This window comes from Klebsiella sp. CTHL.F3a (assembly GCF_019890895.1).
GTDB lineage: Bacteria > Pseudomonadota > Gammaproteobacteria > Enterobacterales > Enterobacteriaceae > Klebsiella > Klebsiella grimontii.
The window spans coordinates 2,111,593-2,136,890 of the sequence record NZ_CP082360.1 but is presented as its reverse complement, the minus strand read 5'-3'; the positions used below and the strand labels follow the sequence as shown (position 1 = coordinate 2,136,890).

Below are 25,298 nucleotides of genomic sequence, written 5' to 3'. Positions count from 1 at the left end.
GACGTGCATGAAAACCAACGCGTCGCGGCCAGTACATCGCTGGCCGGTCAGGCTCACCCACTGGGTGAATCTGGTCGCCATGATCGGAATGTTCATGAGCGGCTGGGAAATCTACAACGCTTCGCCGCTGTTCGACTTCCGCTTTCCGCCCTCCCTCACCCTGGGCGGCTGGCTGGGCGGCGCGATTGGCTGGCACCTGGCGGTCATGTGGCTGCTGATCGTTAACTCTGTTTGCTACCTGCTGTGGAGTCTGTTCAGCGGCCATCTACGCCGCGACCTGCTGCCGCTACGTCTGGCCGCGCTCCGGCAGGATATCTGGCTGACCTTAACGCTGCGGCTGAACCATCGCCTCGGCCATTACAATGCGATTCAAAAGCTAATGTACCTCGGCGTTATGGCGCTCGGCCTGCTGCTGGTGCTCTCCGGGCTGGCTATCTGGAAACCGGTACAGCTCTACTGGCTGGTGGCGCTGTTCGGCGGTTTTCCTGTCGCGCGCTATGTCCACTTCTGCGCCATGGCAGGTATCGGGCTGTTCGTCGTTATCCATGTGCTGATGGTGTTAATCGTACCTTCCACCCTGTGGGCCATGCTGTCAGGAGGTAAACATGAAGGGTAAAGCGCCAACTCGCCGCGCGCCCGCGCTCGAGCCGGATCAGAAAAAACAGCTGGTAAATGTGCAGCGCCGATTACTTCTGCGATCCGGGCTGACGCTGGGAGGCGTGGCGATGCTGACCGGATGCAACATGCAGGATGGCGATCAAGTCGACAAAGTGCTGTGGGCTATGTCGCGCTGGAACGATCGGGTCCAGTCCTGGCTGTTCAGCGGCCAGCGCCTGGCCCAGACTTACCGTCCGGACCAAATTACCCACCCCTTTCCGTTTAACGCTTTTTATCCGGAATATAACGCGCCGGAAGTCGATCTGTTCGACTATCGTCTGGAAGTCTCCGGTAAAGTGGAGAAAAAAGCGCCGTGGACGCTGGAACAGCTACAGCGTCTGCCGCAACAGAGCCAGATCACCCGGCTGATCTGCATTGAAGGCTGGAGCGCGATTGGTCAATGGGGCGGCGTACCGCTCAAGCTATTCCTGCAACACGTCGGCGCCGACCTCAACGCGCGCTATGTCGGCTTTAAGTGCGCGGATCGCTATTATTCCAGTATTGATATGGCCACCGCGCTGCACCCGCAAACCATTCTGGCGCTGGATTTTGCAGGTCAGCCGCTGCCGGCGGAGTATGGTTTTCCGCTACGACTGCGGGTGCCGACCAAGCTGGGGTTCAAAAACGCTAAGCATATCGCCGCCATTTTCGTCAGCGATACCAACCCTGGAGGCTACTGGGAGGATCAGGGCTATAACTGGTTTAGCGGTATTTAGCGCCCGCGCTGCGCCGGTAAAACGGCATCGGGCAGCGTTAATGGCGCGGGATCGCGACCGGACGACAAACCGAAGAGGCATCCGGAGTACGACAAGACAAAAGAGGGTGATAGGATCGGTTTTAAGCCAGGTTATTTTCACCCGCCTTTTCACATTCTATTGCTGGAGAATATTTTTATTCATCGACATCACCCATGTTATAAATGTTCTCAGCGGCACGGGGATATGTTTGCGGCTCGGATAATAAATAGTAAAACGATCGGCGGGGTAATAATAATCAGAAAGCAGGCGGATAAGACTGCCTTCTTTAATTTGAACCTTAACCAGATTCTCATACACAAAAGCAATCCCTAATCCGGATTCCGCAGCCTGTATCATTGCCGCATCGGAATCAATAACAAGATCGCCTTTAACAGCAACTTCCGTTTTATCGCCCTCAGCGTTGAGAAACTCCCAACGATAAAGCTGCCCGCCAGGAAAGCAACGATTGATGCATCTGAAATTCACGAGGTCCTTCGGTGAGGAGGGTACCCCTGACTTTTTTATAAAATCTGGACTCGCCACTGCAATAAGAGAGAGCTCTTCTCCAAAGGGTACTGCAATCATATCCTTCGGCACATCTTGCGTGTAGCGAATCCCCGCATCAAACCCTGAATCGATAATATTTATTTTCCTGTCGGTGGTGAATAATTCAAGTTTAATATCTGGATAATCTTTTTTGAACTGCACGAAATAGCGTTGAAAGAAGAGATCCAGCACGACTCGCGGCAAATTTACTCTCACCACCCCTTCCGGCTTTGCCCTGTGCTCATTAAGGTTATCAATCACCCGCCTGTAGTCATTGAGCACAGGAGTAACGTCATTCAGAAATTCCTGGCCGATAGCGGTCAGAGAAAGACTGCGCGTAGAACGATTTAGAAGCCTCGCGCCCAGTTTCTCTTCCAGATTATTTATGGCGATGGTTAACGTTGGTGGAGAAATATTCAACTCTTTTGCTGCCTGACGAAAACTTCCATGTTTCACAATAAGAATAAGCATTTCTACATGTTGCAATTCGGGAATATTTTTCATTGTTAACATCCGTAAAATACTGCATTAGAGAGAGATTAATTGTTGTGAATGTAAATTGGAAGTATATATCTAAGCACACTTGGTAAATGAGGAAAATAAGGTGAAAACACGTTATCTGGGAAAGAACAAACTTCAGGTGTCGGCATTAGGTCTGGGCTGTATGGGGATGAGTTTTGCCTATGGTGGCGCCGAAGAGTCGCAGGCAATTAACACCATTCACGCTGCGGTTGATTTGGGGATTACTTTCCTTGATACGGCGGAAGTTTATGGACCATTTGATAATGAAGTGCTGGTCGGGAAAGCCATCAAAGGAATTCGTGACAAGGTACAAATCGCGACCAAATTTGGTTTCCACATTCTTCCTGGCGGCCACGGGCTTGAGCGTATGGCCGGCGTTGACAGCCGCCCTGAACATATCCGCGAAGCGGTAGAAGGCTCGCTTAAACGTCTCAACGTCGACACGATTGATCTCCTTTATCAGCACCGCGTTGATCCCACCGTTCCCGTTGAAGACGTGGTGGGCACAATGGCAGAACTTGTCAAGGAAGGGAAAGTTCTCCACATCGGACTTTCCGAGGTCTCTGCCGATACTTTACGCCGGGCCTGTGAAGTTCATCCGATCGCCGCCGTTCAGACTGAATATTCTCTCTGGACTCGCGAACCGGAAGAAAACATTCTCAAAGCCTGCCGCGAATTAGGGGTAGGATTTGTGCCCTATAGCCCACTGGGGCGCGGATTTTTAACGGGAAAAATCACCGACCGGTCCGGCTTCGCCGATGATGATTTTCGTCGCAATCTCCCTCGCTTCCAGAACGATGCCCTGCAAAAAAACCAGCAGCTGCTCAGTCAACTGCGGGAGATAACCGATAAATATGGTTGTACCCTGGCCCAACTCGCACTCGCATGGGTGATGAGTAAAGGCGATGATATCGTCCCTATTCCCGGCGCGCGGAAAATAGCGCATATGCGGGATAATGCCGGCGCAGTCAGCCTGGACATTTCCGATGCTGATATTAAAGCCATTGATTTTATCTTTACTCCTGACCATGTTCACGGATTAAGATATAACCAGGATGATTTTAATTTAATCGATAAGTAACATCCTACTCTAAATTATCCCGCCTCCGGGCGGGAGCTACGGTTTCCGTCTCGCGCATGTTTCTCTTCCAGCGCGCCAGTTTGTTGACCCCATGCAGCAACCTCCTCATCAAGCCAGGCTTTGAACAGAACGGCTTCGGTTTTCTGTTCAGCGGCCTGCGACGACACCAGCCAGTAAGGCCAGGGATAAGGGGCGGTGAAAGGCGTAAGCTGTACCAGTTCGCCTCTAGAGAGCGCATCCTGAACTAAAGAGCGGCGTTCCAGCGCGATACCTTTTCCAAGCCGGACGGCCTCCAGAACCAGGTTCGAGTCGTTGATGCACAAACCGCCGGGCACAATCTCTCTTTCAAGCCCCGCATTAATGCACCATGTTTTCCACGACTCCATCGAGAAGATAATTTTACTCTTCGCTATCTCTGACGGTGTTTGGGGAAGCACGCCGTCGTTATAGGATGGCGCGGCCACGACGATAAGCTCATCGGCGAAAAGATAATGGCTTTCCATTCCTTCCCAGTCGCCTTTGCCCATACGGATCGCCATATCAATCCCTTCCTGCTGCATACTGGCGATCGCCAGGCTTGCCTGTATGCGCAGCGAGATATGGGGATATGTCGCCCGAAACCGCTCCAGTCGCGGCACTAACCAGTGGCTACCAAAGGAGGGTACCATCGCCAGCGTCAGCTCCTGCCTTCGCGGTTTGACCTGCACCAGCCGGGTGGCATCAGCGATATGATGCAATGCCTCGCGGACCTGTAAGGCATAGAGCCGCCCGTCTTCATTAATCTGCACGCCGCGACCGTGACGGATAAACAGCTTTAAACCGACCATCTCCTCCAACACTTTAATCTGCTGGCTGATGGCTGAATGCGTAACGTGAAGTTCTTTCGCCGCCAACGTCACGCTGCCAAGCCGGGCCACGGCTTCAAAACTACGCAAACTGGCAATAGGTGGAAAATCCGACATGCTTCACTCCCGCAGCTTAACTCAATATACGTGACCAACAACCTGTCAGTAATGCTAACCCGATCCGTTAGATACCGATGATATTCGCTATGCACATTTTATTGTAATGTCTGTTCACTACCGGTGATGAAGCGTTAACCAGCCGCTATTGAGTCGCCATTCGTAGCAATGAATTGAGATGCGTCATTTCACAGAGACAGGAAAACAGGAATCATGATTAAACTTATCGGCATGATGGATTCGCCTTATGTCAGGCGTGTGGCGATTTCTCTTGAACTCTACGGGGTCGAGTTTGAAAGTCACCCGCTGTCGGTATTCAGCAGCTTTGACGCGTTTTCCCGCATCAATCCCGCGGTAAAAGCGCCGACGCTGGTGCTGGATAACGGAATTCGTCTGATGGACTCGTCGCTGATACTGGCCTATTTTGAAGGCCTTGCCTCCCCGGCGCGCAAGCTGCTGCCGGCCGATCCACTGGCGCAGGCAAGCGATCTGCAAACGCTGGGTTTTATTCTCGCCGCGGGTGAAAAGGCGGTGCAGAACGTGTATGAACACAAACTGCGCCCGGCGGAAAAGCAGCATAATCCGTGGATAGAGCGCATCACGATTCAGCTGCTGGCGGCCTGCAGGGAGTGGAATACCCTGCTGGAAAACCGTCCGGCGGCCGCGGTCCCCGATCAGGTGGCAGTAACGAGTACGGTTATCTGGACCTTTATTCAGTCGATGATCCCCCACGTGGTTCATGCGGGAGACTTTACTCATATTCAATCCGCTGCTGAATTATATGAAGCCCATGCAGCATTTAAAAAACATCCCTTTGGTTAAGGCATCACTCAATGAGATGAAGCTAAATACCCAAAATGACTCTTCACGAAGACCAATAGCGCCCGGCAACCGCGGGCGCCTTATCGCGATGGCAGAAACCCTTCAGCGTGGCGGAAAAGATTAAAATCCGCTACCTGCCGGCATAGCTGAATGCCCAATGTCCACCGGCATACCGGAGCGGCGCTCAAGCGCCTGCTCGGCGCGATTCACATCAACGCCCTCCCCCTTCACAAAGGCCTGAAGCGCTGGCGTGACCGGGAGCGGCACCTTACGGTCCGATTCATACTCCGCGCGGTTGCGCGATAACGGTTCGTGGACTTCAACCCAGCGGCTGCCGTCCGGCTCGACGGTATATTTCACCGGCTGATCGATGATTTGCACGCGCGTCCCGACCGGAACGGTATCAAACAGGTATTTGATATCGTCGTTACGCAGACGGATGCAGCCCTGGCTCACGCGCAGGCCAATACCGAAATTGGCGTTGGTGCCATGAATCGCGTAGAGCCGGCCGATGTAAATCGCGTACAACCCCATTGGGTTATCCGGCCCGGCTGGCACAAACGCGGGCAGGCTTTCGCCCCGGCTGGCGTATTCACGACGGGTATTGGCGGTTGGCGTCCAGGTTGGCGCCTCCTGCTTACGCTCCACGGCGGTGACCCAGTTACGCGGAGTTTCGCGTCCTGCCTGACCAATTCCAATTGGCAGAACGTCAACGGTTGTGCCTTCAGGTGGATAATAGTAGAGACGCATTTCAGCCACGTTAATCACAATGCCCTGGCGTAGCGTAGCGGGCAGAATAAGCTGCTGCGGCACCACCAGCGTGGAACCCGACTTCGGCAGGTACACATCGACGCCGGGGTTGGCCTCAAGCATGTTGCTCAGACCCTGGCCGTACTGAGCGGCGAAGGCCTCCAGCGGCTGGGTATTGTGTTGCGGAATAGTGATGGTCAGCGGACTGCCCACCAGGCGGCTTCCTTCCGGCGGCAACGGGTAGCTCACCGCCAGAGCGCTCTGGCTGGTGAGGATCATAATAAGAGAACAAAGCAGTTTCACACGCCGCACAATTTCCCTTCCTTTGTGGCGATAATCGTGGATAAATTATAGCTTCGTTTGCTATCTCATATCTGATTTATCATCCTGCTAAATCTGATAATCAATCGCCGCCTCTTCCGGCTCCATCGCCTGGCGTTTAATTTCCTCCAGCGACAGCCCCGCGTTGCACAGTTCAATAAAGCGCCAGACGTAGTTTCGCTGCAGCTGCCCACGCTTCAGGCCCAGCCAGACGGTATTGGCGTCAAACAGATGGCGGGTATCGAGACGCGTAAAGGTATCAGACTCGCGCGCGTCTCCTGACTGTTCCGCTACCAGCCCAACTCCCAGCCCCAGTTCGACATACGTTTTGATGACATCGGAGTCCTGAGCGCTTAAGACGATATCCGGCATCAGTCCTTTACGGTTAAAAGCTTCGTCAATACGCGAGCGGCCGGTAATTCCCTGACGATAGGTAATGAGCGGCCAGCGGGCGATGGCATCGAGGGTTAACGGCGTCACCTGGGTCAGCGGATGATCTTTGGGGACCAGCAGGCTGTGGTGCCAACGGAACCAGGGAAAAGCCACCAGCGTCGGATCGTTGCTCAGGCGCTCGCTGGCGATACCGATATCCGCGCCGCCGTTGTGCAGCAGCGCTTCAATTTCCTGCGGCGTTCCCTGAACTAACTCAAGACGCACGTCGGAAAAGAGTTCACGGAAGGCTTTAATCACCGGCGGCAGGCTATAGCGCGCCTGGGTATGGGTAGTGGCGATGGTTAAGACGCCGGAGGCATCGTTGGTAAACAGGTCAGCCAGGCGGCGAACATTGCTGGCTTCATTAAGAATACGCTCGGCAATCAGCAGTAACGCTTTGCCCGGCTCCGTCATCCCCAGCAGACGTTTGCCACGGCGGATAAAGATTTCGATCCCCAGTTCTTCTTCCAGTTCACGAATATGACGGCTGACGCCCGATTGCGATGTATAGAGCATATTGGCGACTTCCGTCAGGTTGTAATCCTGACGGGCCGCTTCACGAATAATTTTGAGTTGCTGGAAGTTCACCCTTTCCTCCGGGCTATCAGACATAACATAGGCGCTATTGTTAAAGTCTGTTGTCCCTGCTAACAAATAATAAAAACCAGCAACTTATTCCATCCAGGAATATAGCCTAACTGACTAACAATAATTCACGGTTTTCCAGCGACGGGCGACTCACCAGCGACATCAAAATTTCCTTCACCGCCTGCGCCTGCGGTGACAGGCTGCCGCGAGCCGACATATTGAGCGACAGCGACAGGCTCATTGACGGCGTGCTGATGCGCGCCATCCAGCCATTAGCCGCGCTGCATAGCGAACGGGCGGCGGATTCAGGGAGCACGGTGACGCCCATGCCGCTGGCAATGGCCGCCGTCAGGGTGGTGATGGATTCAATTTCGCCGATAATTTTTGCCGACAGGCGACGCAGGGTGAAGGCTTCGGTGACCCGCGCGCGGACGGCGCTATAATCGCGCGGCAGGAACAAATTCATCTCCGCAACCGCCGTCAAATCCACACTCTGCCCCGGACAATCCCGGGTGCCGACCAGGTAGAGATCTTCTTTCAGCAGCGGCTGGCTGACGATCCCGGCGACCGGCGAGCGTTCGTAAAGCACGGCCATATCCAGCTGACCGTCGATAAGCTTGTCGTTGAGGATCGTTCCGCTGCTTTCCTGCAAATAGACCATCACTTCCGGCAGCTCATTACGCACCGTTTGCAGCAGCGGCATGGTAATGGCTGAAGCCGCCGTTCCCGGCGCCAGGCCGATTGACACCTGGCCGCTTAGCGTCTGACCGACGTTGTTGACCGCCAGCTGCGCCTGCTCGCATTGGCGCAGGATAGTGCGGGCGTGGGTGTAAAGGATCTTGCCCGCTTCGGTCGGCGTGACGCCGCGCTTGGTGCGGATCAACAGCTGCTGGTCCAGCTCGCCTTCCAGGGTCGCAACCTGCTGGCTTAACGCCGGTTGTGCGATGTGCAAGACTTCAGCGGCCTGGGTCAGACTGCCGATATCGACGATTTTCACAAAATACTTCAGTCGTCTTAAGTTCATTTTGCCTCCTGTAAGGAACACCAGTACCAACACTGGCCGTTTAGATGCAGAAGGTTTTGCAATTTGCTTGCCAGCTTTTTTTTAGAGACGCAAATGCCGCTGCAGGCCGCGTAATAAGGGATACTGATAGCAAACTGCGATTTTGTTGCCCGGTAAGCGGATTGCGGTATGCCCCATTAGAGGTATAAATGCACTGCAACGGTGCACCAGGCCGGTCAATGCCGGAAAAACAGGCACACTGTTGAAATTGTCAGCAAACGAACAAGCGCAGGTGATTCAGGCTTTGACAAGGGGAATGGTCATCGTTAATATGCGCCCCGTTCACACGATTCCTCTGTAGTTCAGTCGGTAGAACGGCGGACTGTTAATCCGTATGTCACTGGTTCGAGTCCAGTCAGAGGAGCCAATTTCCTGTTTTCATGCCTCCTTGCGAGTCTTTATCTGGTATTGATTCAAGAGGTTAGCGTGAAAATTCTTCCCGGTGTATTTTCATTTAATTCTCCGCATCGGGAAAAATTGGTGGTCAAATCTGGGGTCAGGTTTGTTCGATAATGGAGTGACCCCCATATGTCCCTTACCGATGCGAAAATCCGCACCCTCAAACCTTCTGATAAACCCTTTAAAGTCTCCGATTCTCACGGTCTGTATATTCTTGTCAAACCGGGCGGCTCACGTCACTGGTATCTCAAGTACCGTATTAATGGTAAAGAATCTCGCCTCGGTTTAGGTGCTTATCCTAATGTTTCTCTGACCGACGCCCGGCAACAGCGTGACGACATCCGTAAGCTACTTGCACAGAAGATAAACCCGGCACAACAGCGTCTCACTGAAAAGGCAGCCCGGTCACCGGAAAAAGCCTTCAAAGCCGTAGCTCTGAACTGGCATAAAAGCAATAAAACCTGGTCGGAAGATCACGCCAATCGCGTGCTTGGCCGTATGAACAACCACATTTTCCCGATAATTGGTCATCTGACGGTAACAGAACTGAAAGTTCAGCACTTCATCAATCTGCTGAAAGGCGTTGAGAATAAAGGTTTGCTGGAAATAGCTTCTCGTACCCGACAATACATAAGCAGCATTATGCGGCACGCCTTACATCAGGGGTTGATTGAACACAACCCGGCTGCAGACTTGAAAGGCGTCACCGTTCCGCCCATCAAACGTCACTATCCTGCCCTGCCCCTGGAACGTCTGCCGGAACTGCTGAAACGCATTGACGACTACAAACAGGGACGGGAGTTAACTCAGTTGGCAATCATGCTATCTCTTCATGTGTTTATCCGTTCCAGTGAACTGCGTTTTGCCCGTTGGCCGGAGATTAATTTCAGAAACAGGCTCTGGACTATCCCCGCTACCCGAGAAACAATTCCCAATGTTCGCAACTCTGGGCGAGGTGCAAAAATGCGTGCGCAGCATATTGTGCCACTTTCCCAACAGGCCATCGACATTCTCAAACAGATCAGAGAAATCTCTGGTGATCAGGTACTGATATTCCCCAGCATTCGTGATCCGTATAAACCAATGAGTGAAAATACGATTAATAAGGCTTTACGGCTAATGGATTATGATACTAAAGAGGATGTCTGCGGCCACGGATTCCGGGCAATGGCCTGTAGCGCCCTGATTGAGTCCGGCCTGTGGTCAGAGGATGCCATTGAAAGGCAGATGAGTCATCAGGAGCGTAACAGCGTGCGAGCAGCGTACATACATAAAGCGGAGCACCTGGAAGCGCGTAAAGCAATGATGCAATGGTGGTCAGATTATATAGATGAATGCAGGGAAAAATATGTTCCCCCCTATAATTGGAGCAGTCAGAAAAATAATCATGCTGCCTAATCCAGTAATGAATCACTAGGAGAATAAAAGGATAAGCAGATCCTATCCCTTTAGGATCTGCTTTTTTAATAACCTTATTTGGTTTGCTGGAGCGATTTCTCTGACAAGATCACTCGGAGGTTCAGATAACACCGCGCAAAACTCCCCCCATCTACTCGCACGGCAGTACCTGTAGTGGCAGAAGCCCTATCGGAGCTGAGATAAACGATCAAATTAGCTACTTCCTCTGCGCTTGCCATTCGACCTAATAGAGACGTCGAACGCTCGTTGCGAATGAATATACGCCCAGCCTCTTCCAGAGGTCAGATATCCGGCTTGCGGAATAGACACATGGAGATCATTTGCAATATCTTGCAGTAATCCTGTAGTAATAAACTGTGTTGTACCAATCGCAAAAGCGCTAATAGCCAACGCTAACAACGCAAACGGCATATCATTCTCCAAAGGACAGGTCTTCTATGGAGTGATAATGCATAGTTCTATCATTAAATTCTGTACGGCATTTGGAAAGTGCACTGCGAATGACTGTCACAACATTAGTCCAGTAACATTCTATCTCAATCTTATATTCAGCCGGGATTTTACTCCCGGTCTTAATCCTATCTCTTTAATTCATCCGACAAAATTCAATCAGAAAATTTGAAAACATTGAAATTCTTATCGAAATTGAATTCCGACTGGTTCGTACAATCTGTATAGGGCTAATCGGTTCATGCCACTCGGGAAGAATGTTAATAAGCTTCCCTGAGGAAATATATTTTTTATAATCCATGATTCACGGAGTGCAATCCCATGCCCTTGAAGGGCCTAGTTAAGCAATGCTACTCCATCATCCGAACTCATGGATTTCTTATAGCCGTGAAAGTTTCAGCCGTGTCATGACGGCCTTCGAGGCAGAGCTTGCCCTTGTGACCCGCATGATGAATCGTCAGGTTAGGCAACATTTCCGGGAGCAGGCCCGCCTGCTGACCAGCGTCAATGGCGTGGCGGAAATCACTGCCGCCACCCTGCTGGCCGAACCGCCGGAGCTGGGCACCCTGCCCAGCAGGGAAATCAGCGCGCTTGTCGGTGTCGCCCCCGTTTACAGGGACTCAGGAAAAATGCGGGGAAGACGAACTATTTTTGGCGGAAGGGCGGGCGTAGGGTGCACGCTTTACATGGCGGTGATAACCGCCATTCAGTTTAACCCGGCAATCAGGGGCTTTTATGTCAGGTTAGTTGAAGCCGGAAAGGCGAAAAAGGTGGCGCTGGTTGCCTGCATGCTTAAACTCCTGATCGTCCTGAACGCCATGGTCAAAAGGGGGCACACTGTGAGGATGATTTCATGCCACTCCGACAATTTAGTGACTAATGAAACTCAGTTCAGCTCTGAGACTGATGTCATTAGAGCTTTTTTTATGCCATCATAAAAAGATACTGCAGGGCCACCAGTGCCTGCTGGTTATAGCTGTTTCTGATACCATCACGGCGTCAAGGTGATCTGGCCACGTTGTGAAGACGCTCATCTCTGTGAAATAACAAATCGAACCAGATGTCAGCTTAAGCTGTGTAGGTCTTTTAATCCGGGCATTCAAAAGCATTCTTCTAGCTCTTGATAAATCAGGCCTCATTGTGAAAAAAGAACATTTTTTTGTCCTTACACTCTAATTATTTAACTTACATGTAACCGATTACACTATTCGGATAGTGTTTTCCCTCACCAAGGAAGGTTGCGCATCAGGTACGGAGCCAATTCGTGTGTCATGCAGGGTCTTTGCAAGACAGAACTGTCAATCCTTCTTGTTACTTTCGATGAGTGACTCCAGAAACTTTCGCTGTTTATCATTCAAATCAAGCGATTTTACTTTTTCCTGGATGCTTTCACTGCTTTTGTCTGCGGGCTGTGATGGTTTTCTTTTATCAGGCTCTGCTCCATAAACGACCGCGGCGAAAATACCACCCCATACCAGACAGCAAAAAATTAACATAATAATCCAGGCAGTTCTGCGACTTACTTTCATCATTTATCCCAGTAATCGTTAAGAACACGTAAGACAATTCTCATACGAAGCGGTTCTCTGTGTAAGCGATTACAGTGATATATGCGGCATTTACACTGCTATGGATAGCTGTATTAAGATTTTCATCTGAAATAGTTCCAGTCTGCGGGAAGATATCTACGTACTTTGGTACTGTTGTTAGCGCTCAGACTCATATGGCTGTTTAAGATGTATTCCATTTTAATAATACCGCTTGAGCCATATCAGTAAGCGTCACATATAGACCGCATTATTACCCAGAATGTGTATCAGCTTGTTTTAAATCAACAGTCTGCCTTAAACGAAAAGAGGAGCTTAAAGCTAAAGACTCCACTTGCAATATGAATAAAAAACAGGACACTTGGGGAGCCTGACTTGCCACGGTGGACGATTTCAGATGGATATGATGCTTGGGTAAGGCAGGTACGCTGACAGTTTTTCCCATTTACGACGCCACGACAGGAGCACCACCGGATACTGCTGACTCCAGTTGATCCAGTGCCGTCTCTGCGGCCTCTTTGACACAGCCCGGTACACTGGCTTCAGATCGGCCATAAACGCTTTGTGATACTTCGATGCCACGTCTTTGATCGAGTTGCGTATCTGATGAATAACGCACAGTTGCACTTCAGTCTGTGGATAAATGCTGTTAATCGCCTCAGGGAAGCCGGTCAGTCCGTCCACGCAATCGATCAGGATATCTTCAACGCCACGGTTTTGCATGCCACTCAGTATGGATAACCAGAAGTTAGCGCCTTCACTTTCCGACAGATACAGGTCCAATACTTCTTTTTTGCCTTCCAGATTCAGTGCCAGAACGGTATATACAGCCTAGCTCTGGTAATGGCTTTCTTCGCGGATTTTGTAGTGACTGGCATCCAACCAGACAAAAGGATAGACCTTCACAAGGGGTCGCTGCTGCCACTGTTTAAATTCGGGGATATCTTTATCGGTGACCGCACTGATGGTGGCGCTGGACACGCTTAACGCTCATAAATCCTCAATTTCCCGGCCGATATCCTGATAGCTCATCCCCAGAGCGAACAGGCGGATGATCTTACGTTCTATCCCGTTGGAGAGTTTGGTCCGGTGCTTTTTTACCAGTTGCGGTTCAAACGTGCCGTTGCGATCACGCGGTGGTGCCAGTTCAAAACTACCGGTCGGTGTTTTGAGGTCTTTTTTACCAGAGCCGTTTTTACGGTTAGCTTCATTAGGTTTAACTAACTATTGACTGTTTCATTTTAAAGGAACTGTACGCATCCATTTACATAAATTTACCAGCATACTCATGCAGTGTTCTACTTGTTCAATAGCAATAAACTCATCCGGCTTATGCCCCTGCGCCATGCTGCCTGGCCCGCAAATCAGGGTGGCAATCCCCGCTTCATCAAACAATCCCCCTTCGGTGCCAAACGCCACGGTTGAGAAATCATTGCTGCCACTCCATTGCGCCAGCCACTGCGCGAATTGCGATTGCGGATCGGTGAGCAGGCTAGGATAGTAGCTCAGCGGCTGAAAACGGATCGCGCTCTCGGCTGCCACCGCCTGCATTTGCGGTAACAATTGCTGTTGCGAGAACAGCTCGACCTCGGTCATCACACCCTGAACATTAGCGCCCGGCAGATAGCGGATTTCAAAATCAAACTGACAATCCTGCGGCACGATGTTCAGCGCGCTGCCGCCCTGAATCATACCGGTCTGGAGCGTGCTATAGGGGGGATCAAAACGCGCATCCTCGATCTGCTTCAGTTGCTGCGCCGCTGCGCCCAGCTGGTTGATAAGCCTGGCCGCGTATTCGATGGCATTGACGCCAGAGGGTGCATAGGCCGAGTGACAGGCGCGGCCATGCACCTGACAACGCATCGCCACCTTGCCTTTGTGTCCATACACCGGGCGCATTTCTGTCGGCTCGCCGATGATACACATGGCGGGTTTTTCCGCAGACGCGCGCAGATAGTCCACCATGCTGCGCACCCCGAGGCAGCCCACTTCCTCATCATAGGAAAAAGCCAGATGCAGCGGCAGGCGCAACGGCTGGGTCAGAAAGTTATCCAGCGATGCCAGCACGCAGGCCAGAAAGCCCTTCATGTCGGCACTGCCACGGCCATAGTAGCGCCCTTCCTGTTGTGTCAGGGCAAACGGCGGCAGCGTCCATTGCTGACCATCGACCGGCACCACATCGGTATGACCGGACAACATCACCCCGCCGTCACCGCCCGGTCCCAGCCGGGCATACAGATTGGCTTTGCGCCCGCTGTCATCCATGATGCGTTGCGACGCGATACCCCGTTGCGCCAGAAAATCTTCAATCCAGGCAATCAACGCCAGATTGGATTCGCGGCTGGTGGTATCAAACGCCAGCAGTGCCGCGAGGATGTCGCGTACCGCGTTACTCATCGCCGGGTACGCCATAGCTCGGGGCATCGCGTGGATCCAGTGCCCGGGTGACGTAAGCCTGCATCTGCGGTTCATACGCCAGCCACAACTTGTGCAGCTCTGCCAATGGGTTTTCTTCTGCCCAATCGACGCGCAGGTCCACCAGCGGCCAGGTGTAATCATCGACTACTTTCACGGCAGCAGAATGCACCGGCCCCGCCTCACCACCAGCGTCGATCCCCGCCTGCAACGCCGTAATCAGACGACTGGTGAGTTCACCGGTGGTGGCTTCAAAAGCCGTCACCATTGCGGCGATCACCGCTTGCTCCGCCAGCATATTGCCTGCGGCCACGCATTCTTTGCCCTGCACCACATGATAAATACCCAGCGTCTTGTCACCGCTAAAGGCGGCGCTGCGACCGCTGGCGTCAATGACAGTCACCTGGCGATACTCGCTAAAGCGATCTTCTGCCAGCGCGCTTTTCAGTGCCTGTTCCGGCGCTAACCCCGCCTCCAGCCGCGCCAGAATCTGCTGCCCCAGTGCCGGTAATGTAATGTTCTGGCTGGATACCGCCCCCACTCCGGCCACCAGCCACGGGCAACGCGCGCCGACGGCAATGCTCGACGAGCTAATGGCGATACCGAGTTGGCCGGACTCCGCACAGCGTGCGGCAATCGAAAGCGTCATTTCGCCTCCCAGTCATCCGGGATCACCGCAATCACATCAATTTCCATCAGCCACTGCGGCTGTGCCAGCGCCGAAACCACCAGACCAGTTGAAATCGGAAACACCCCTTTCAGCCATTTGCCCACTTCCTGGTAAACCGGCTCGCGATAGCGTGGATCGGTAAGATAGGTGGTGGTTTTCACGATATGGCTCAGGTCGCTACCGGCTTCTTCCAGCAGCTGTTTGAGGTTTTTCATCGCCTGTTCGGTTTGAGCGCGGGGATCGCCCAGCCCGACCAGATTGCCTGCAAAATCGGTACCGACCTGGCCGCGCACGTAGACGGTATTACCAGCGCGTACCGCCTGGCAGAGATCGTTGTCCAGCGTCTGATTCGGATAGGTTTCTTTGGTGTTGAACATACGAATACGTTGATGAGTAGGCATAACAGTTCCTTAAAGCGAGTCAGAGGGAGCGCGGTAATGCTGGTACTGGCGCTGGATAGCGATCTGGTCAGCAATAAATTTGGCATCGTGCCAGACGCCCCAGATAAAGGTGGAACCACGACGTGACAACCACGGCAAGCCGAGAAAATAGACGCCAGGCTCGCTGGAAACACCACGATGATGCTGCGGTCTGCCCTGGTCATTAAAGGCATTAACCTTCAGCCAGCTGTAATCGGCCACGTAGCCCGTCGCCCAGATAATGCTGGTGATGCCAGCTTCGGCCAGATTAAGTGACAGCTGCGGATGGGTTACGCAGGCGGGGTCTGGCAGGAACTCACGTGCTTGCGGTTCAGGCGGTAAATCAAGACCGTTACGGTCGATATACGCGTCAGCAGCATCCAGCAATGCGAGATAATTAGCATCGCCGCGCGCAATATTCACCGCCAGGTCATCCTGAAAACGTACGGTGTTAGCGGTGAAACTTTCAGTCAGGCCAACGAGGTTAACGCCCTGCGCCGCCAGACGACGGAAATCGACGGTATGCCCACCGCGTGCGCCACTGACGGCGATGGTGACATGCTCTTTGCCCGGCTGGCTGGCTGCGGCATCCCACAGACCGAGTACCCCAAGCCACCAGCAGAAGTCCCGGCCACGGTAGGAACGTGGTGGACGATCGTGCGGTCCCACCGACAGCCATACGGGCTTACCGGCACGTTGCAGCTCATCAGCAATCTGCACGCCGGAAGAACCGGCACCAACCACCAGCACGCCCCCCTGCGGCAGCTGCTGCGGATTTTTATAGTCTGCCGAGTGCAGCTGTTGTACCTGGCTATGCTGAGGAGCAATCGCCGGGATGACCGGACGCTGGAAAGGACCGGTAGCGGCCACGATACGCTGCACATTGATCACGCCTGCGGAGGTGGTGACGGTGAAACCACTGCGCCCCTGATTGCGTTCAGCGCTTAACACTTCGACGCCAGTATGAATCGGTGACTGGTTCATGGCGGCGTAGCTGACAAAATAATCGGCAACCTGTTCTTTCGCCACGAAGCTGTCAGGTGAGCAGCCGGGAAACTCCATCCCCGGAAAGCGGTCATGCCAGGCCGGACCGTTGGCAACCAGCGAATCCCAGCGACGACTACGCCAGGATTCGGCAATCCGATTTTTCTCCACTACCAGATGCGGAATGCCCAGACGCGTCAGGTGTTCGCTCATGGCAACCCCCGCCTGACCCGCGCCAATAATCAGCGTATCTGTTTCAGTTTTTAATGATGTCATTTCAACGTCCTTCATCCCGCATCACGCAGGGGATTAACCACTTAAGAAGGACCCAAGACTATTGGAGCACGTGCAGGCGGTAAAATATTATAAAGTGAGCGTCTGGATAGAAAATATTTAACCTGCTGGCAACCTTGTCCGCCGAAATAAAATACAAAGCCCTGTTAAAGCCGCATCCGCTCTGCACAGGCAAGATAAAAAGGTGCTGAGATAAATCAAATTAACGCAATTCACAGACAACATTTTTACTTATTAATTTTGCAAAATTGACGATATTTAATATTGCCAACGATGCTTCAGTGACGAGCAGACGCGCACCAAAATAAGGCATTCAGCCAGAACGTGGCATTTTAGATGTTAATAATCAAATAGTTAATTAGATTCAAAAATATCTCACCTGTCATTCTTTAACGTTCCAATTTGGGGCAGCCAATCCATAAGCGAGATTGCATCTTTTTTTTATATTAGTTGGCTATATTTTTCTTCATTTCTCTCTATAGCCAACTGTTGCAACATCCCATCAACGTTATTTTCACCCCTCCCAATTTTTTGGGTGGTTATAACCGCAGCCATGCGGCAAGCCTGCAAATGACTTTGTTGAGATAACTATGATGACAAACAACCCAAAAGATAATGCTGTTGCAACCACAATAGAGTTGAGCACCATCCAGCCCATTCCCGCGCATGAACGTCATGGCAAGCCACGGGATCTTTTTACCATCTGGTTTGGTTCAAACATCATGTTGCTTACCGTGATTACCGGTGCGCTGGCGGTGAGTATTTTCCACTTATCTTTTATGTGGGCCACCCTCGCCGTATTGATTGGTAACCTTGCCGGTGGGCTGTTTATGGCATTGCATTCCGCGCAGGGGCCACAATTAGGTGTGCCGCAGATGGTGCAAACCCGCGGCCAGTTTGGTTCTTATGGTTCCGTGCTGGTGGTGGCGTTAGTCGTCATCATGTATATCGGCTTTCTGGCATCGAACCTGGTGCTGGGCGGTCAGTCACTGCACGCCATCTACGCACCGGTTTCTACCGATACCGGCATCCTGGTTTCTGCGGTACTCAGCCTGGTCGCCTGTGCCTTCGGTTATAACCTGATTCATGCCTACACCAAGGTGATGTCGTGGGTATCCGGTATTATTTTGCTCGCGGCCTTTGCGTGGATTGTTTTCGTGCATGGTCTGCCGACTGATTTTCTCGCACGTAATGGCTTTAATCTCAGCGGATTCCTCGGTGCCATTTCCATCGCCGCGTTATGGCAGCTGGCCTATGCGCCTTATGTATCCGATTATTCCCGCTACATGCCAAAAGATATCAGCGAAAAAAGTGTCTTCTGGTGTAGCTACCTGGGATGCGTACTGGGTTCATTGTTCCCGATGATTCTTGGCATTCTGGTTTCTATTTGCATCGTGGATGGTGATTTAATCACCGGCATTGTGAATATGACCGGCGGATTATCCTCCACCGTAATTATTGTGTTTGCCTTAGGCATTGCCGCGACCAATGCAATGAACCTCTATTGCGGCGTGCTCTGCACCCTGACGCTCGGCCAGACATTCCTGCCTAAATGGTCGCCACTTTCTGGCGCCCGCATTGTGGTTTCGATTGTCACCATCCTTATCGAAGTGCTGATTGCGATTTATGGTCAGGAAAACTTTCTGGTCAATTACACCAACTTTATTCTGATGCTGCTGTATGTGCTGGTGCCGTGGACGGCAATTAACCTGGTTGATTACTATCTGGTGGCCCACGGTAATTATGATGTCGCTTCATTCTTCCGTCGCGACGGTGGCATATACGGTTACTTCAATTCAAAAGCCATTTTCTGTTATCTGCTGGGCATCATCGTCGAGATTCCCTTTATGTCTACCGCCATCTATACCGGCCCGGCAGCAAATATGTTAGGTGGTGCCGACATCTCCTGGATTATTGGTTTAGCCATCGTCTCACCTGTTTATTATTTCCTCTGCCGTACTCAGGCAGTGGCGCAAACCTCTGTTGCTAAATAATCACCGGAATGACTATGAACAATAGCAAGACCTATGACTACATCATTATTGGTGGTGGTTCCGCAGGTTCAGTACTGGCCGCCCGGCTTGCAGAGCAGGCAGATCTCAAGATCTGCCTTATCGAGGCCGGTAGCCGTGATGAAACCCCGCGTATCCAGACGCCTGCGGGCACCATCACCCTGTATAAAAGCAAAAAGTTCAGCTGGAACTTTTATTCAACGCCACAAAAAAGCCTGGGGGGACGGCAAATCCACGTCCCGCGCGGCAAGGCGCTGGGTGGTTCCTCATCCATGAACAGCATGATTTATATTCGCGGATTACCTTCTGATTATGACCGCTGGGAACAGCAAGGTTGTGAGGGCTGGGGCTGGAATAATGTCCTGCCCTGGTTCAAACGATCGGAAAAGAATCTGCTGTCTCAGGACCCGGCATATCATGGTTTTAACGGCGAATTACTGGTCGATAAACCGCGCGATCCCAATCCGGTATCAGCGCTGTTTGTCGCGGCGGGCAAGCGGGTCGGATTAGCGGAGAACACCGACTTTAACGGTAAATCGCTGGCGGGGGTCGGCATTTACAACGTCACGCAAAAGGATGGCAAACGGTTATCAAGCTATCGTGCATTTTTGCATCCCCATATTGGGCGCAGCAATTTGACCGTGATGACTGACTGCACCGTGCAAACGTTGATCATTGAAGACAAAGCGGTCAAAGGCGTGCGAATAACTGAGCATGGCCGCGATCAACCCACGTCAATTCTCTGCCGCCATGAAGTCATCCTTTCGGCCGGCTCGATCGGCTCACCGCATATTCTGCTGAAATCAGGTATCGGGCCTGCTGCCGAACTTGAGGCCGCAGGTATTCCGCTGGTGCACCCTCTTCCCGGGGTGGGCAAAAATCTTCAGGACCATCTGGATGGTCTGGTCACCGTGCGTTCCAGAAACCCTCTGACGCTTGGTTTTTCCCTCGCCGCTTGGAAACCGATCCTGACATCCCCCTTCCAGTATCTCTTTCGTCGCAAAGGTTGGCTAACCACCAATTATGTTGAAGCCGGTGGCTTTGCCGCGACAAAACTCAGTAGCGATGAACCCGATATTCAGTTCCATTTTGTGCCGGGTTATCGCAGCCATCGTGGCCGTTTATTTGAATGGGGCCACGGCTATGCGATTCACACCTGCGTTTTACGTCCGCGGTCGATCGGCGCGTTGCAGTTAAAGCGTGATGGGCAGATCGCTATTGATTTTAATTTCCTCGCCGATCCTTATGACGCCAGCGTGCTGGTGGAAGGGATAAAAGTGGCAAGGAATATTCTGGCTCAGCCGGAATTCAATGCATTGCGTGGCGAAGAGATGCTGCCGGGCAAACATATCCAGACTGACGAACAGCTGCATCAATACGTCAAAGAATATTGCGCCACGGTTTTCCATCCGGTTGGCACCTGCAAGATGGGGCGGGATGAAATGAGTGTTGTCGCACCGGACACTCTCAAGGTATATGGCGTGGAAAATTTGCGCGTGGCAGATGCATCAATTATGCCGACGCTTATCAGCGGCAACACCAATGCGCCTTCAATTATGATTGGCGAACGTGCGGCAAGCATGATCCTGCAAGGAACGCCGGTAGCTGAGACCGAGACGAATAAGGAGAACGCTTATGCATAATCGTGATTACTGGCAAGGTCTGCTGAACCAACAACGCTTTAGCACGCATGCCCTTATCGGGGGTAAACCTTACTTCGCCAAAGCGGAGAAAACCTGGGCGGTGGTGAATCCCGCCACCAATGCAGTGTTAGCGGACGTCACCGCTTGCCAGGCTGAGGATATTGACGCTGCGGTGCGTTCAGCACGCAAGGCATTTACCTCTGGTATCTGGTCTGAATGTCCTTTAGCGCAACGCAAAGCCGTGCTGCGCAGGCTGGCGGAGCTGATGCTGGAGCACCGGGAAGAACTGGCGCTGCTGGAAAGCGCAAGCATGGGGAAACCGGTGCTCGATGCCTATAACGTTGATGTGCCTGGTGCTGCTCATGTGATGGCCTGGTACGCAGAAAGTATCGATAAGATTTATGACGAGGTTGCCCCCACCCGTCCGGGTACCCTGGCAACCATCACCCGTGAACCTGTCGGCGTGGTTGCCGCCATTGTGCCGTGGAATTTTCCCCTCGATATTGCCGCCTGGAAAATTGGCCCAGCGCTGGCAGCCGGAAATAGTGTGATCCTGAAACCCTCGGAGAATTCGCCTTTCACCGCACTGAAACTGGCAGAACTAGCGCTGGAGGCCGGGTTGCCCGCCGGGGTGTTAAACGTTGTTACCGGGCTGGGGATCGAAGCCGGTGCTGCGCTGGGCCAGCATAACGATGTTGATGTGCTGACCTTTACCGGTTCAACCGCGGTGGGCAAAGCCTTTATGGCCTATTCCGGCCAATCCAATTTGAAGCAGGTGTGGCTGGAATGTGGTGGCAAAAGCGCCAACATTATTTTTGCCAATTGCCAGGATCTCGATTTAGCCGCCGAAAAAGCCGCCTTCGGTATCTGTTTCAACCAGGGTGAAGTTTGTTCAGCTAACTCCAGATTATTAGTTGAGCGTAAGATCTATCCCGACTTTATGGCGAAGTTGATCACGAAGTTGCACGGCTGGCAACCTGACCACCCGCTTAACCCCAATGCGAGGATGGGCGCGATGGTTTCGACTGCGCATAAAGATAAGGTGATGGATTTTATTCAGACCGCAGTGACTCAGGGCGGTATTGTGCGCGCGGGTGGCGAGCAACGCGAAATCGAGACAGTCGCTAACTACATCCTGCCGACGGTGATTGAGATTGAAAGCGAAAACGTTAACTTATGGTGTGATGAAGTATTCGGTCCGGTGCTCGCGGTAAAAGTCTTTGATGATGAGTCGGAAGCCATCGAACTGGCGAATAATCATATTTACGCCCTTGCTGCGTCTGTATGGTCGGACGACCTGAATCAGGCACATCGTGTGGCGCGCAAACTGAACGCCGGAACGGTGTCGGTCAACACCGTTGATGCGCTGGATGTGACCGTTCCTTTTGGTGGCAATCAGCAATCGGGTTTTGGCCGCGACCTGTCTTTACATGCCTTTGATAAATTCACCAAATTAAAAACCACCTGGCTTGAATTACGTTAAATACAACTGACGTTTGCTCTACCCGCAACGGGTAGAGTAACAATTTAATGGCTGCTGACGGCCGGAGTTAATTCAACACTGCGGCAATAATCCATAAATAACCGCGTGGGCCGCGTGGGTTCATTATTTTGCAGATAAGCCATAATCAGCGTCGATGCCGCCATTTCATCGATAATATCCAGTTGCACCAAGCGCTGCCCATCGTATGTCATATCCGAACAGGGCCGGGTCACCAGCACCGAAAAGCCCAGCCCCTGCCCGACCATGCACCGCACCATTTCAATTGACGGAGAGCTATAGGCCACTTCAGGGTAATAACCATTCTCTTTGAAAATGCTGATAAAGTAATTTTTGCTGGGTACCGCATCCAACAGGATCATCGGTTCGCTTGCCAGTTCCTGTAATGTCACCGCACTTTTTTTCGCCAGCGGATGCGCCGCCGGTAGCAGCGCATAGGGTTTATGCGGCGCATTCAGCGGTTCTTTCTGAATCGCGTTGTCCAGGTCAAGATCGTAGAGAAATGCCATGTCAAAACGGCCACGATGTAAACCGTGCATCAGCTCATGCTGTTCACCGTCGTACAGCTGAATATTGATTTCCGGATAGAGTTTTTTGAAACCTGCAATCAGCTTGGGCATATACAGCGGAGCCGCCGATTCAAAACAACCCACGGCGATGGTGCCGCAAACCAGCTCATTTTCTGCGCGTGAACTTTGCTCAAACTCATAGGACAACCGCAGCAACTCCTTTGCTTTTTCGTAGAACCGTCTCCCACTGGAGGTGAGCGATACGCCCTGTGCATGATGGCGAATGAACAGCTGCTGTTCAAAAGCGTCCTCAAGGTTTTTGATGGCGACCGAAATCGAAGGCTGGGCGATATGCAGCTGGCGTGACGCTTCGGCGATGCTTTCGGTCTCAACCACAGTGACGAAATATTTAAGTTGCTTGAGTGTGAAATGTGTCATGAAAAAACCTTTATAAAATATCTTCGCGTTAACATTCTAAATAGTCTCATTCTATCTAATTTTAATATGCAATATTTGCGCCATAGTTAAGAGCTACATTGTTATTCTAAAATTTAAGCTTCAGTTCGCCCTTCTGTAGATAGACATAACCATGGGTGTAACGCGACTACCGTTATGCGTTGAAGCCTGGGGGGTAGAAAACGTCACAAGTAGCGTAGCTACTCATTGTGGTATTTATCGGTGGCAATGACTCAGCCAGAAGCCAATGTTTCTTAAATGCTTCAGTTTAAGATGTAGAACCTCTGCTCCCAACACCGCTGCCGACGTGGAGGCTAAAATGTCAATTTATGAATCTATATGGATTGCTGCCGAAACAGCATGACATTTCGTCTTCCGCCCGAGAACTAAGGATTACTGCTAGTTAGTCATATTGGTTTTTGTAATAGCCCCATGCTCGCAAATGCGACCCAGTCAGAGGAGCCAAATTCCTGCTTTCATGCATCCTTGCGAATCCTTATGTTATTTTGATTCAATAGGTTAGCGTGGAAACTCTTCCCGGTGCATTTTGATTTTACCCTCCGCATCGGGAAAAATTGGTGGTCAAATCTGGGGTCAGGTTAGTTCGATGACGGAGTGACCCCAAATGTCCCTTAACGACTCAAAAATCCGCAAGTTAAAGCCATCCGCAAAACCCTTCAAAATTTCTGACTCTCACGGTCTTTACCTTCTTATCAAACCAGGCGGTTCACGGCACTGGTATCTCAAATATCGTATAAACGGCAAAGAATCCCGCATTGCACTGGGTGCCTATCCTGCCATTTCCCTGTCTGATGCCCGCCACCAGCGCGAAGGTATCCGTAAGATGCTGGCGCTGAACATCAACCCGGCACAGCAGCGGGCAGTTGAACGCGGAGCCTACACACCGGAGAAAGTATTTAAAATCGTGGCACTGGCGTGGCATAAAAGTAATAAAAAATGGTCGCAGAACACCGCTGACCGTCTGCTTGCCAGCCTGAATAATCATGTATTTCCGGTTATCGGCCACCTGTCAATCTCAGAGCTTAAACCCCGGCATTTCATTGACCTGCTGAAAGGGATTGAGGAAAAAGGCCTGCTTGAAGTTGCGTCCCGCACGCGGCAGCACCTCAGCAACATCATGCGTCATGCAGTTCATCAGGGGTTAATCGACAGCAACCCGGCGGCAAACCTTGACGGCGTGACGGCTCCTCCAGTCAGACGGCATTATCCCGCCCTGCCACTGGAGCGGCTGCCTGAACTGCTTAAACGTATTGAGGCATATCATCAAGGCCGTGAACTGACCCGGCTTGCCGTCCTGTTGACGCTGCATCTGTTCATTCGCTCCAGTGAGCTGCGCTTTGCCCGTTGGTCAGAAATAGATTTCAGAAATAGAACCTGGACGATACCTGCCACACGCGAAGCCATTGCAGGCGTGCGTTATTCCGGGCGCGGTGCCAAAATGCGCACTGCTCATATCGTCCCCCTCTCAGAACAGGCCATCGCTATTCTGAAACGGATTAAAGATATCTCCGGTGATGGTGAGCTGGTCTTCCCCGGCGACCATAACCCATATAAACCGATGTGTGAAAACACCGTGAATAAGGCACTGCGCCTTATGGGTTACGACACTAAACAGGATATCTGCGGTCACGGCTTCAGGGCAATGGCATGCAGCGCCCTGATGGAGTCCGGTTTATGGTCGCAGGATGCAGTGGAGCGCCAGATGAGCCATCAGGAGCGCAACAGCGTGCGGGCGGCTTACATACATAAAGCGGAATACCTTGATGCCCGAAAAGCGATGATGCAATGGTGGTCGGATTATCTTGCAATGAATCGAAAGGTTTTTATTTCACCATATCTTTTTGAAAAAAATTAAAATATTCATAATGTCTTAGCTTTAAAGAACGGCCCATTATCGTATTAATCATGGGCCTTTTTTATACTCCCATGCCGCAATCTCCCCCTAAAGCTTACTCGGCAATTATTTAAGTAAGCAGTTGATCTTTAATGGTACTCATTGATTCGTAAAGCCCACTTTAATCAGGATTTTACTATCGCTGGGCCCAAAAACATGCAAACAACAACTGAAGGAACAAACT

General features: G+C 51.7%; 21 protein-coding genes, 1 tRNA gene and 3 pseudogenes. 11 read left to right on the top strand and 14 right to left on the bottom strand.

What is annotated here, in order from left to right; all coding sequences use genetic code 11:
- Window positions 1–7 precede the first annotated feature (7 nt).
- Window positions 8–616 (top strand): cytochrome b/b6 domain-containing protein, encoded by a 609-nt coding sequence (locus K7H21_RS10075; RefSeq protein ID WP_223035747.1) that lies wholly within the window; start codon window positions 8–10, stop codon window positions 614–616.
- Entirely contained in the window at window positions 606–1,373 is a 768-nt protein-coding gene (locus tag K7H21_RS10070) for a molybdopterin-dependent oxidoreductase (RefSeq protein WP_004122251.1), read from the top strand. The genes K7H21_RS10075 and K7H21_RS10070 overlap by 11 nt, the downstream gene beginning before the upstream one ends.
- A gap of 156 nt (window positions 1,374–1,529) precedes the next feature.
- Here the strand turns inward: K7H21_RS10070 and K7H21_RS10065 are convergent, their stop codons facing one another.
- Window positions 1,530–2,444 (bottom strand): LysR family transcriptional regulator, encoded by a 915-nt coding sequence (locus tag K7H21_RS10065; RefSeq protein ID WP_004122253.1) that lies wholly within the window; start codon window positions 2,442–2,444, stop codon window positions 1,530–1,532.
- Between the two features lie 100 nt (window positions 2,445–2,544).
- On the opposite strand from K7H21_RS10065, the gene K7H21_RS10060 reads away from it, so the two are divergent.
- A complete protein-coding gene (locus tag K7H21_RS10060; RefSeq protein WP_049115168.1) occupies window positions 2,545–3,543 on the top strand; it encodes an aldo/keto reductase in 999 nt (332 codons plus the stop codon).
- Between the two features lie 14 nt (window positions 3,544–3,557).
- Here K7H21_RS10060 and K7H21_RS10055 read toward each other — a convergent pair whose 3' ends face one another.
- Entirely contained in the window at window positions 3,558–4,505 is a 948-nt protein-coding gene (locus K7H21_RS10055) for a LysR substrate-binding domain-containing protein (protein ID WP_049115169.1), read from the bottom strand.
- A gap of 216 nt (window positions 4,506–4,721) precedes the next feature.
- Between K7H21_RS10055 and K7H21_RS10050 the strand changes: the two genes are divergently transcribed.
- Window positions 4,722–5,327 carry a glutathione S-transferase family protein gene (locus K7H21_RS10050; protein ID WP_224325809.1) on the top strand — a complete coding sequence of 202 codons (606 nt, stop codon included), beginning with the start codon at window positions 4,722–4,724 and terminating at the stop codon, window positions 5,325–5,327.
- Window positions 5,328–5,447: 120 nt separating this feature from the next.
- Here the strand turns inward: K7H21_RS10050 and ldtA are convergent, their stop codons facing one another.
- The 3 genes from ldtA to nac all read right to left on the bottom strand — a co-directional run bounded on the left by ldtA (window position 5,448) and on the right by nac (window position 8,442).
- Window positions 5,448–6,356 (bottom strand): L,D-transpeptidase, encoded by a 909-nt coding sequence (ldtA, locus tag K7H21_RS10045; protein ID WP_235891345.1) that lies wholly within the window; start codon window positions 6,354–6,356, stop codon window positions 5,448–5,450.
- Between the two features lie 111 nt (window positions 6,357–6,467).
- Window positions 6,468–7,418: an HTH-type transcriptional regulator Cbl gene (gene cbl / locus K7H21_RS10040; RefSeq protein ID WP_004122262.1), complete on the bottom strand. Its 951-nt coding sequence runs from the start codon at window positions 7,416–7,418 to the stop codon at window positions 6,468–6,470.
- Between the two features lie 106 nt (window positions 7,419–7,524).
- The gene (nac, locus tag K7H21_RS10035) at window positions 7,525–8,442 is read right to left on the bottom strand and encodes a nitrogen assimilation transcriptional regulator NAC (protein ID WP_004122265.1); all 918 of its coding nucleotides are present in this window, start codon (window positions 8,440–8,442) and stop codon (window positions 7,525–7,527) included.
- Window positions 8,443–8,772: 330 nt separating this feature from the next.
- Here nac and K7H21_RS10030 point away from each other — a divergent pair.
- Both K7H21_RS10030 and K7H21_RS10025 read left to right on the top strand, forming a co-directional pair.
- Window positions 8,773–8,848 (top strand) — tRNA-Asn (locus K7H21_RS10030).
- Window positions 8,849–9,009: 161 nt separating this feature from the next.
- The gene (locus K7H21_RS10025) at window positions 9,010–10,278 is read left to right on the top strand and encodes a tyrosine-type recombinase/integrase (protein WP_012541194.1); all 1,269 of its coding nucleotides are present in this window, start codon (window positions 9,010–9,012) and stop codon (window positions 10,276–10,278) included.
- A 74-nt stretch (window positions 10,279–10,352) separates the two neighbouring features.
- Here K7H21_RS10025 and K7H21_RS10020 read toward each other — a convergent pair whose 3' ends face one another.
- Both K7H21_RS10020 and K7H21_RS28955 read right to left on the bottom strand, forming a co-directional pair.
- On the bottom strand, window positions 10,353–10,517 hold the full coding sequence (locus K7H21_RS10020; protein WP_077251702.1) for an SDR family oxidoreductase: 165 nt from the start codon (window positions 10,515–10,517) through the stop codon (window positions 10,353–10,355).
- A 55-nt stretch (window positions 10,518–10,572) separates the two neighbouring features.
- Window positions 10,573–10,710 (bottom strand): annotated as a pseudogene (locus K7H21_RS28955) (MFS transporter); the annotation flags it as partial.
- A gap of 512 nt (window positions 10,711–11,222) precedes the next feature.
- Between K7H21_RS28955 and K7H21_RS28950 the strand changes: the two are divergent.
- Window positions 11,223–11,582: pseudogene (locus K7H21_RS28950) on the top strand (transposase); the annotation flags it as partial.
- Between the two features lie 465 nt (window positions 11,583–12,047).
- Here K7H21_RS28950 and K7H21_RS10010 read toward each other — a convergent pair.
- The 6 genes and pseudogenes from K7H21_RS10010 to K7H21_RS09985 all read right to left on the bottom strand — a co-directional run bounded on the left by K7H21_RS10010 (window position 12,048) and on the right by K7H21_RS09985 (window position 17,060).
- Window positions 12,048–12,281 carry a hypothetical protein gene (locus K7H21_RS10010; RefSeq protein WP_123809086.1) on the bottom strand — a complete coding sequence of 78 codons (234 nt, stop codon included), beginning with the start codon at window positions 12,279–12,281 and terminating at the stop codon, window positions 12,048–12,050.
- Between the two features lie 417 nt (window positions 12,282–12,698).
- Window positions 12,699–13,520 (bottom strand): annotated as a pseudogene (locus tag K7H21_RS10005) (IS256 family transposase); the annotation flags it as partial.
- Window positions 13,521–13,532: 12 nt separating this feature from the next.
- The gene (gene argE, locus K7H21_RS10000) at window positions 13,533–14,693 is read right to left on the bottom strand and encodes an acetylornithine deacetylase (RefSeq protein WP_012541192.1); all 1,161 of its coding nucleotides are present in this window, start codon (window positions 14,691–14,693) and stop codon (window positions 13,533–13,535) included.
- Entirely contained in the window at window positions 14,686–15,360 is a 675-nt protein-coding gene (locus K7H21_RS09995) for a DUF1028 domain-containing protein (protein ID WP_012541191.1), read from the bottom strand. Before K7H21_RS09995 ends, argE begins: the two co-directional genes overlap by 8 nt.
- Window positions 15,357–15,782 carry a RidA family protein gene (locus K7H21_RS09990; protein WP_012541190.1) on the bottom strand — a complete coding sequence of 142 codons (426 nt, stop codon included), beginning with the start codon at window positions 15,780–15,782 and terminating at the stop codon, window positions 15,357–15,359. The genes K7H21_RS09995 and K7H21_RS09990 overlap by 4 nt, the downstream gene beginning before the upstream one ends.
- Window positions 15,783–15,791: 9 nt before the next feature.
- The gene (locus K7H21_RS09985) at window positions 15,792–17,060 is read right to left on the bottom strand and encodes a flavin-containing monooxygenase (protein WP_012541189.1); all 1,269 of its coding nucleotides are present in this window, start codon (window positions 17,058–17,060) and stop codon (window positions 15,792–15,794) included.
- 608 nt (window positions 17,061–17,668) lie between these two features.
- On the opposite strand from K7H21_RS09985, the gene K7H21_RS09980 reads away from it, so the two are divergent.
- The 3 genes from K7H21_RS09980 to K7H21_RS09970 are packed head-to-tail and all read left to right on the top strand — an operon-like array spanning window position 17,669 to window position 22,216.
- Window positions 17,669–19,072 (top strand): purine-cytosine permease family protein, encoded by a 1,404-nt coding sequence (locus K7H21_RS09980; protein WP_012541188.1) that lies wholly within the window; start codon window positions 17,669–17,671, stop codon window positions 19,070–19,072.
- Window positions 19,073–19,086: 14 nt separating this feature from the next.
- Complete coding sequence (locus K7H21_RS09975; protein WP_032754791.1) at window positions 19,087–20,733, top strand: GMC family oxidoreductase; 1,647 nt, start codon at window positions 19,087–19,089, stop codon at window positions 20,731–20,733.
- Window positions 20,726–22,216 carry an aldehyde dehydrogenase gene (locus K7H21_RS09970; protein ID WP_077139329.1) on the top strand — a complete coding sequence of 497 codons (1,491 nt, stop codon included), beginning with the start codon at window positions 20,726–20,728 and terminating at the stop codon, window positions 22,214–22,216. The genes K7H21_RS09975 and K7H21_RS09970 overlap by 8 nt, the downstream gene beginning before the upstream one ends.
- A 44-nt stretch (window positions 22,217–22,260) precedes the next feature.
- Here the strand turns inward: K7H21_RS09970 and K7H21_RS09965 are convergent, their stop codons facing one another.
- The gene (locus tag K7H21_RS09965) at window positions 22,261–23,181 is read right to left on the bottom strand and encodes a LysR substrate-binding domain-containing protein (protein ID WP_040206036.1); all 921 of its coding nucleotides are present in this window, start codon (window positions 23,179–23,181) and stop codon (window positions 22,261–22,263) included.
- A gap of 643 nt (window positions 23,182–23,824) precedes the next feature.
- On the opposite strand from K7H21_RS09965, the gene K7H21_RS09960 reads away from it, so the two are divergent.
- A complete protein-coding gene (locus tag K7H21_RS09960; protein WP_012541184.1) occupies window positions 23,825–25,075 on the top strand; it encodes a tyrosine-type recombinase/integrase in 1,251 nt (416 codons plus the stop codon).
- Window positions 25,076–25,298: the final 223 nt, after the last annotated feature.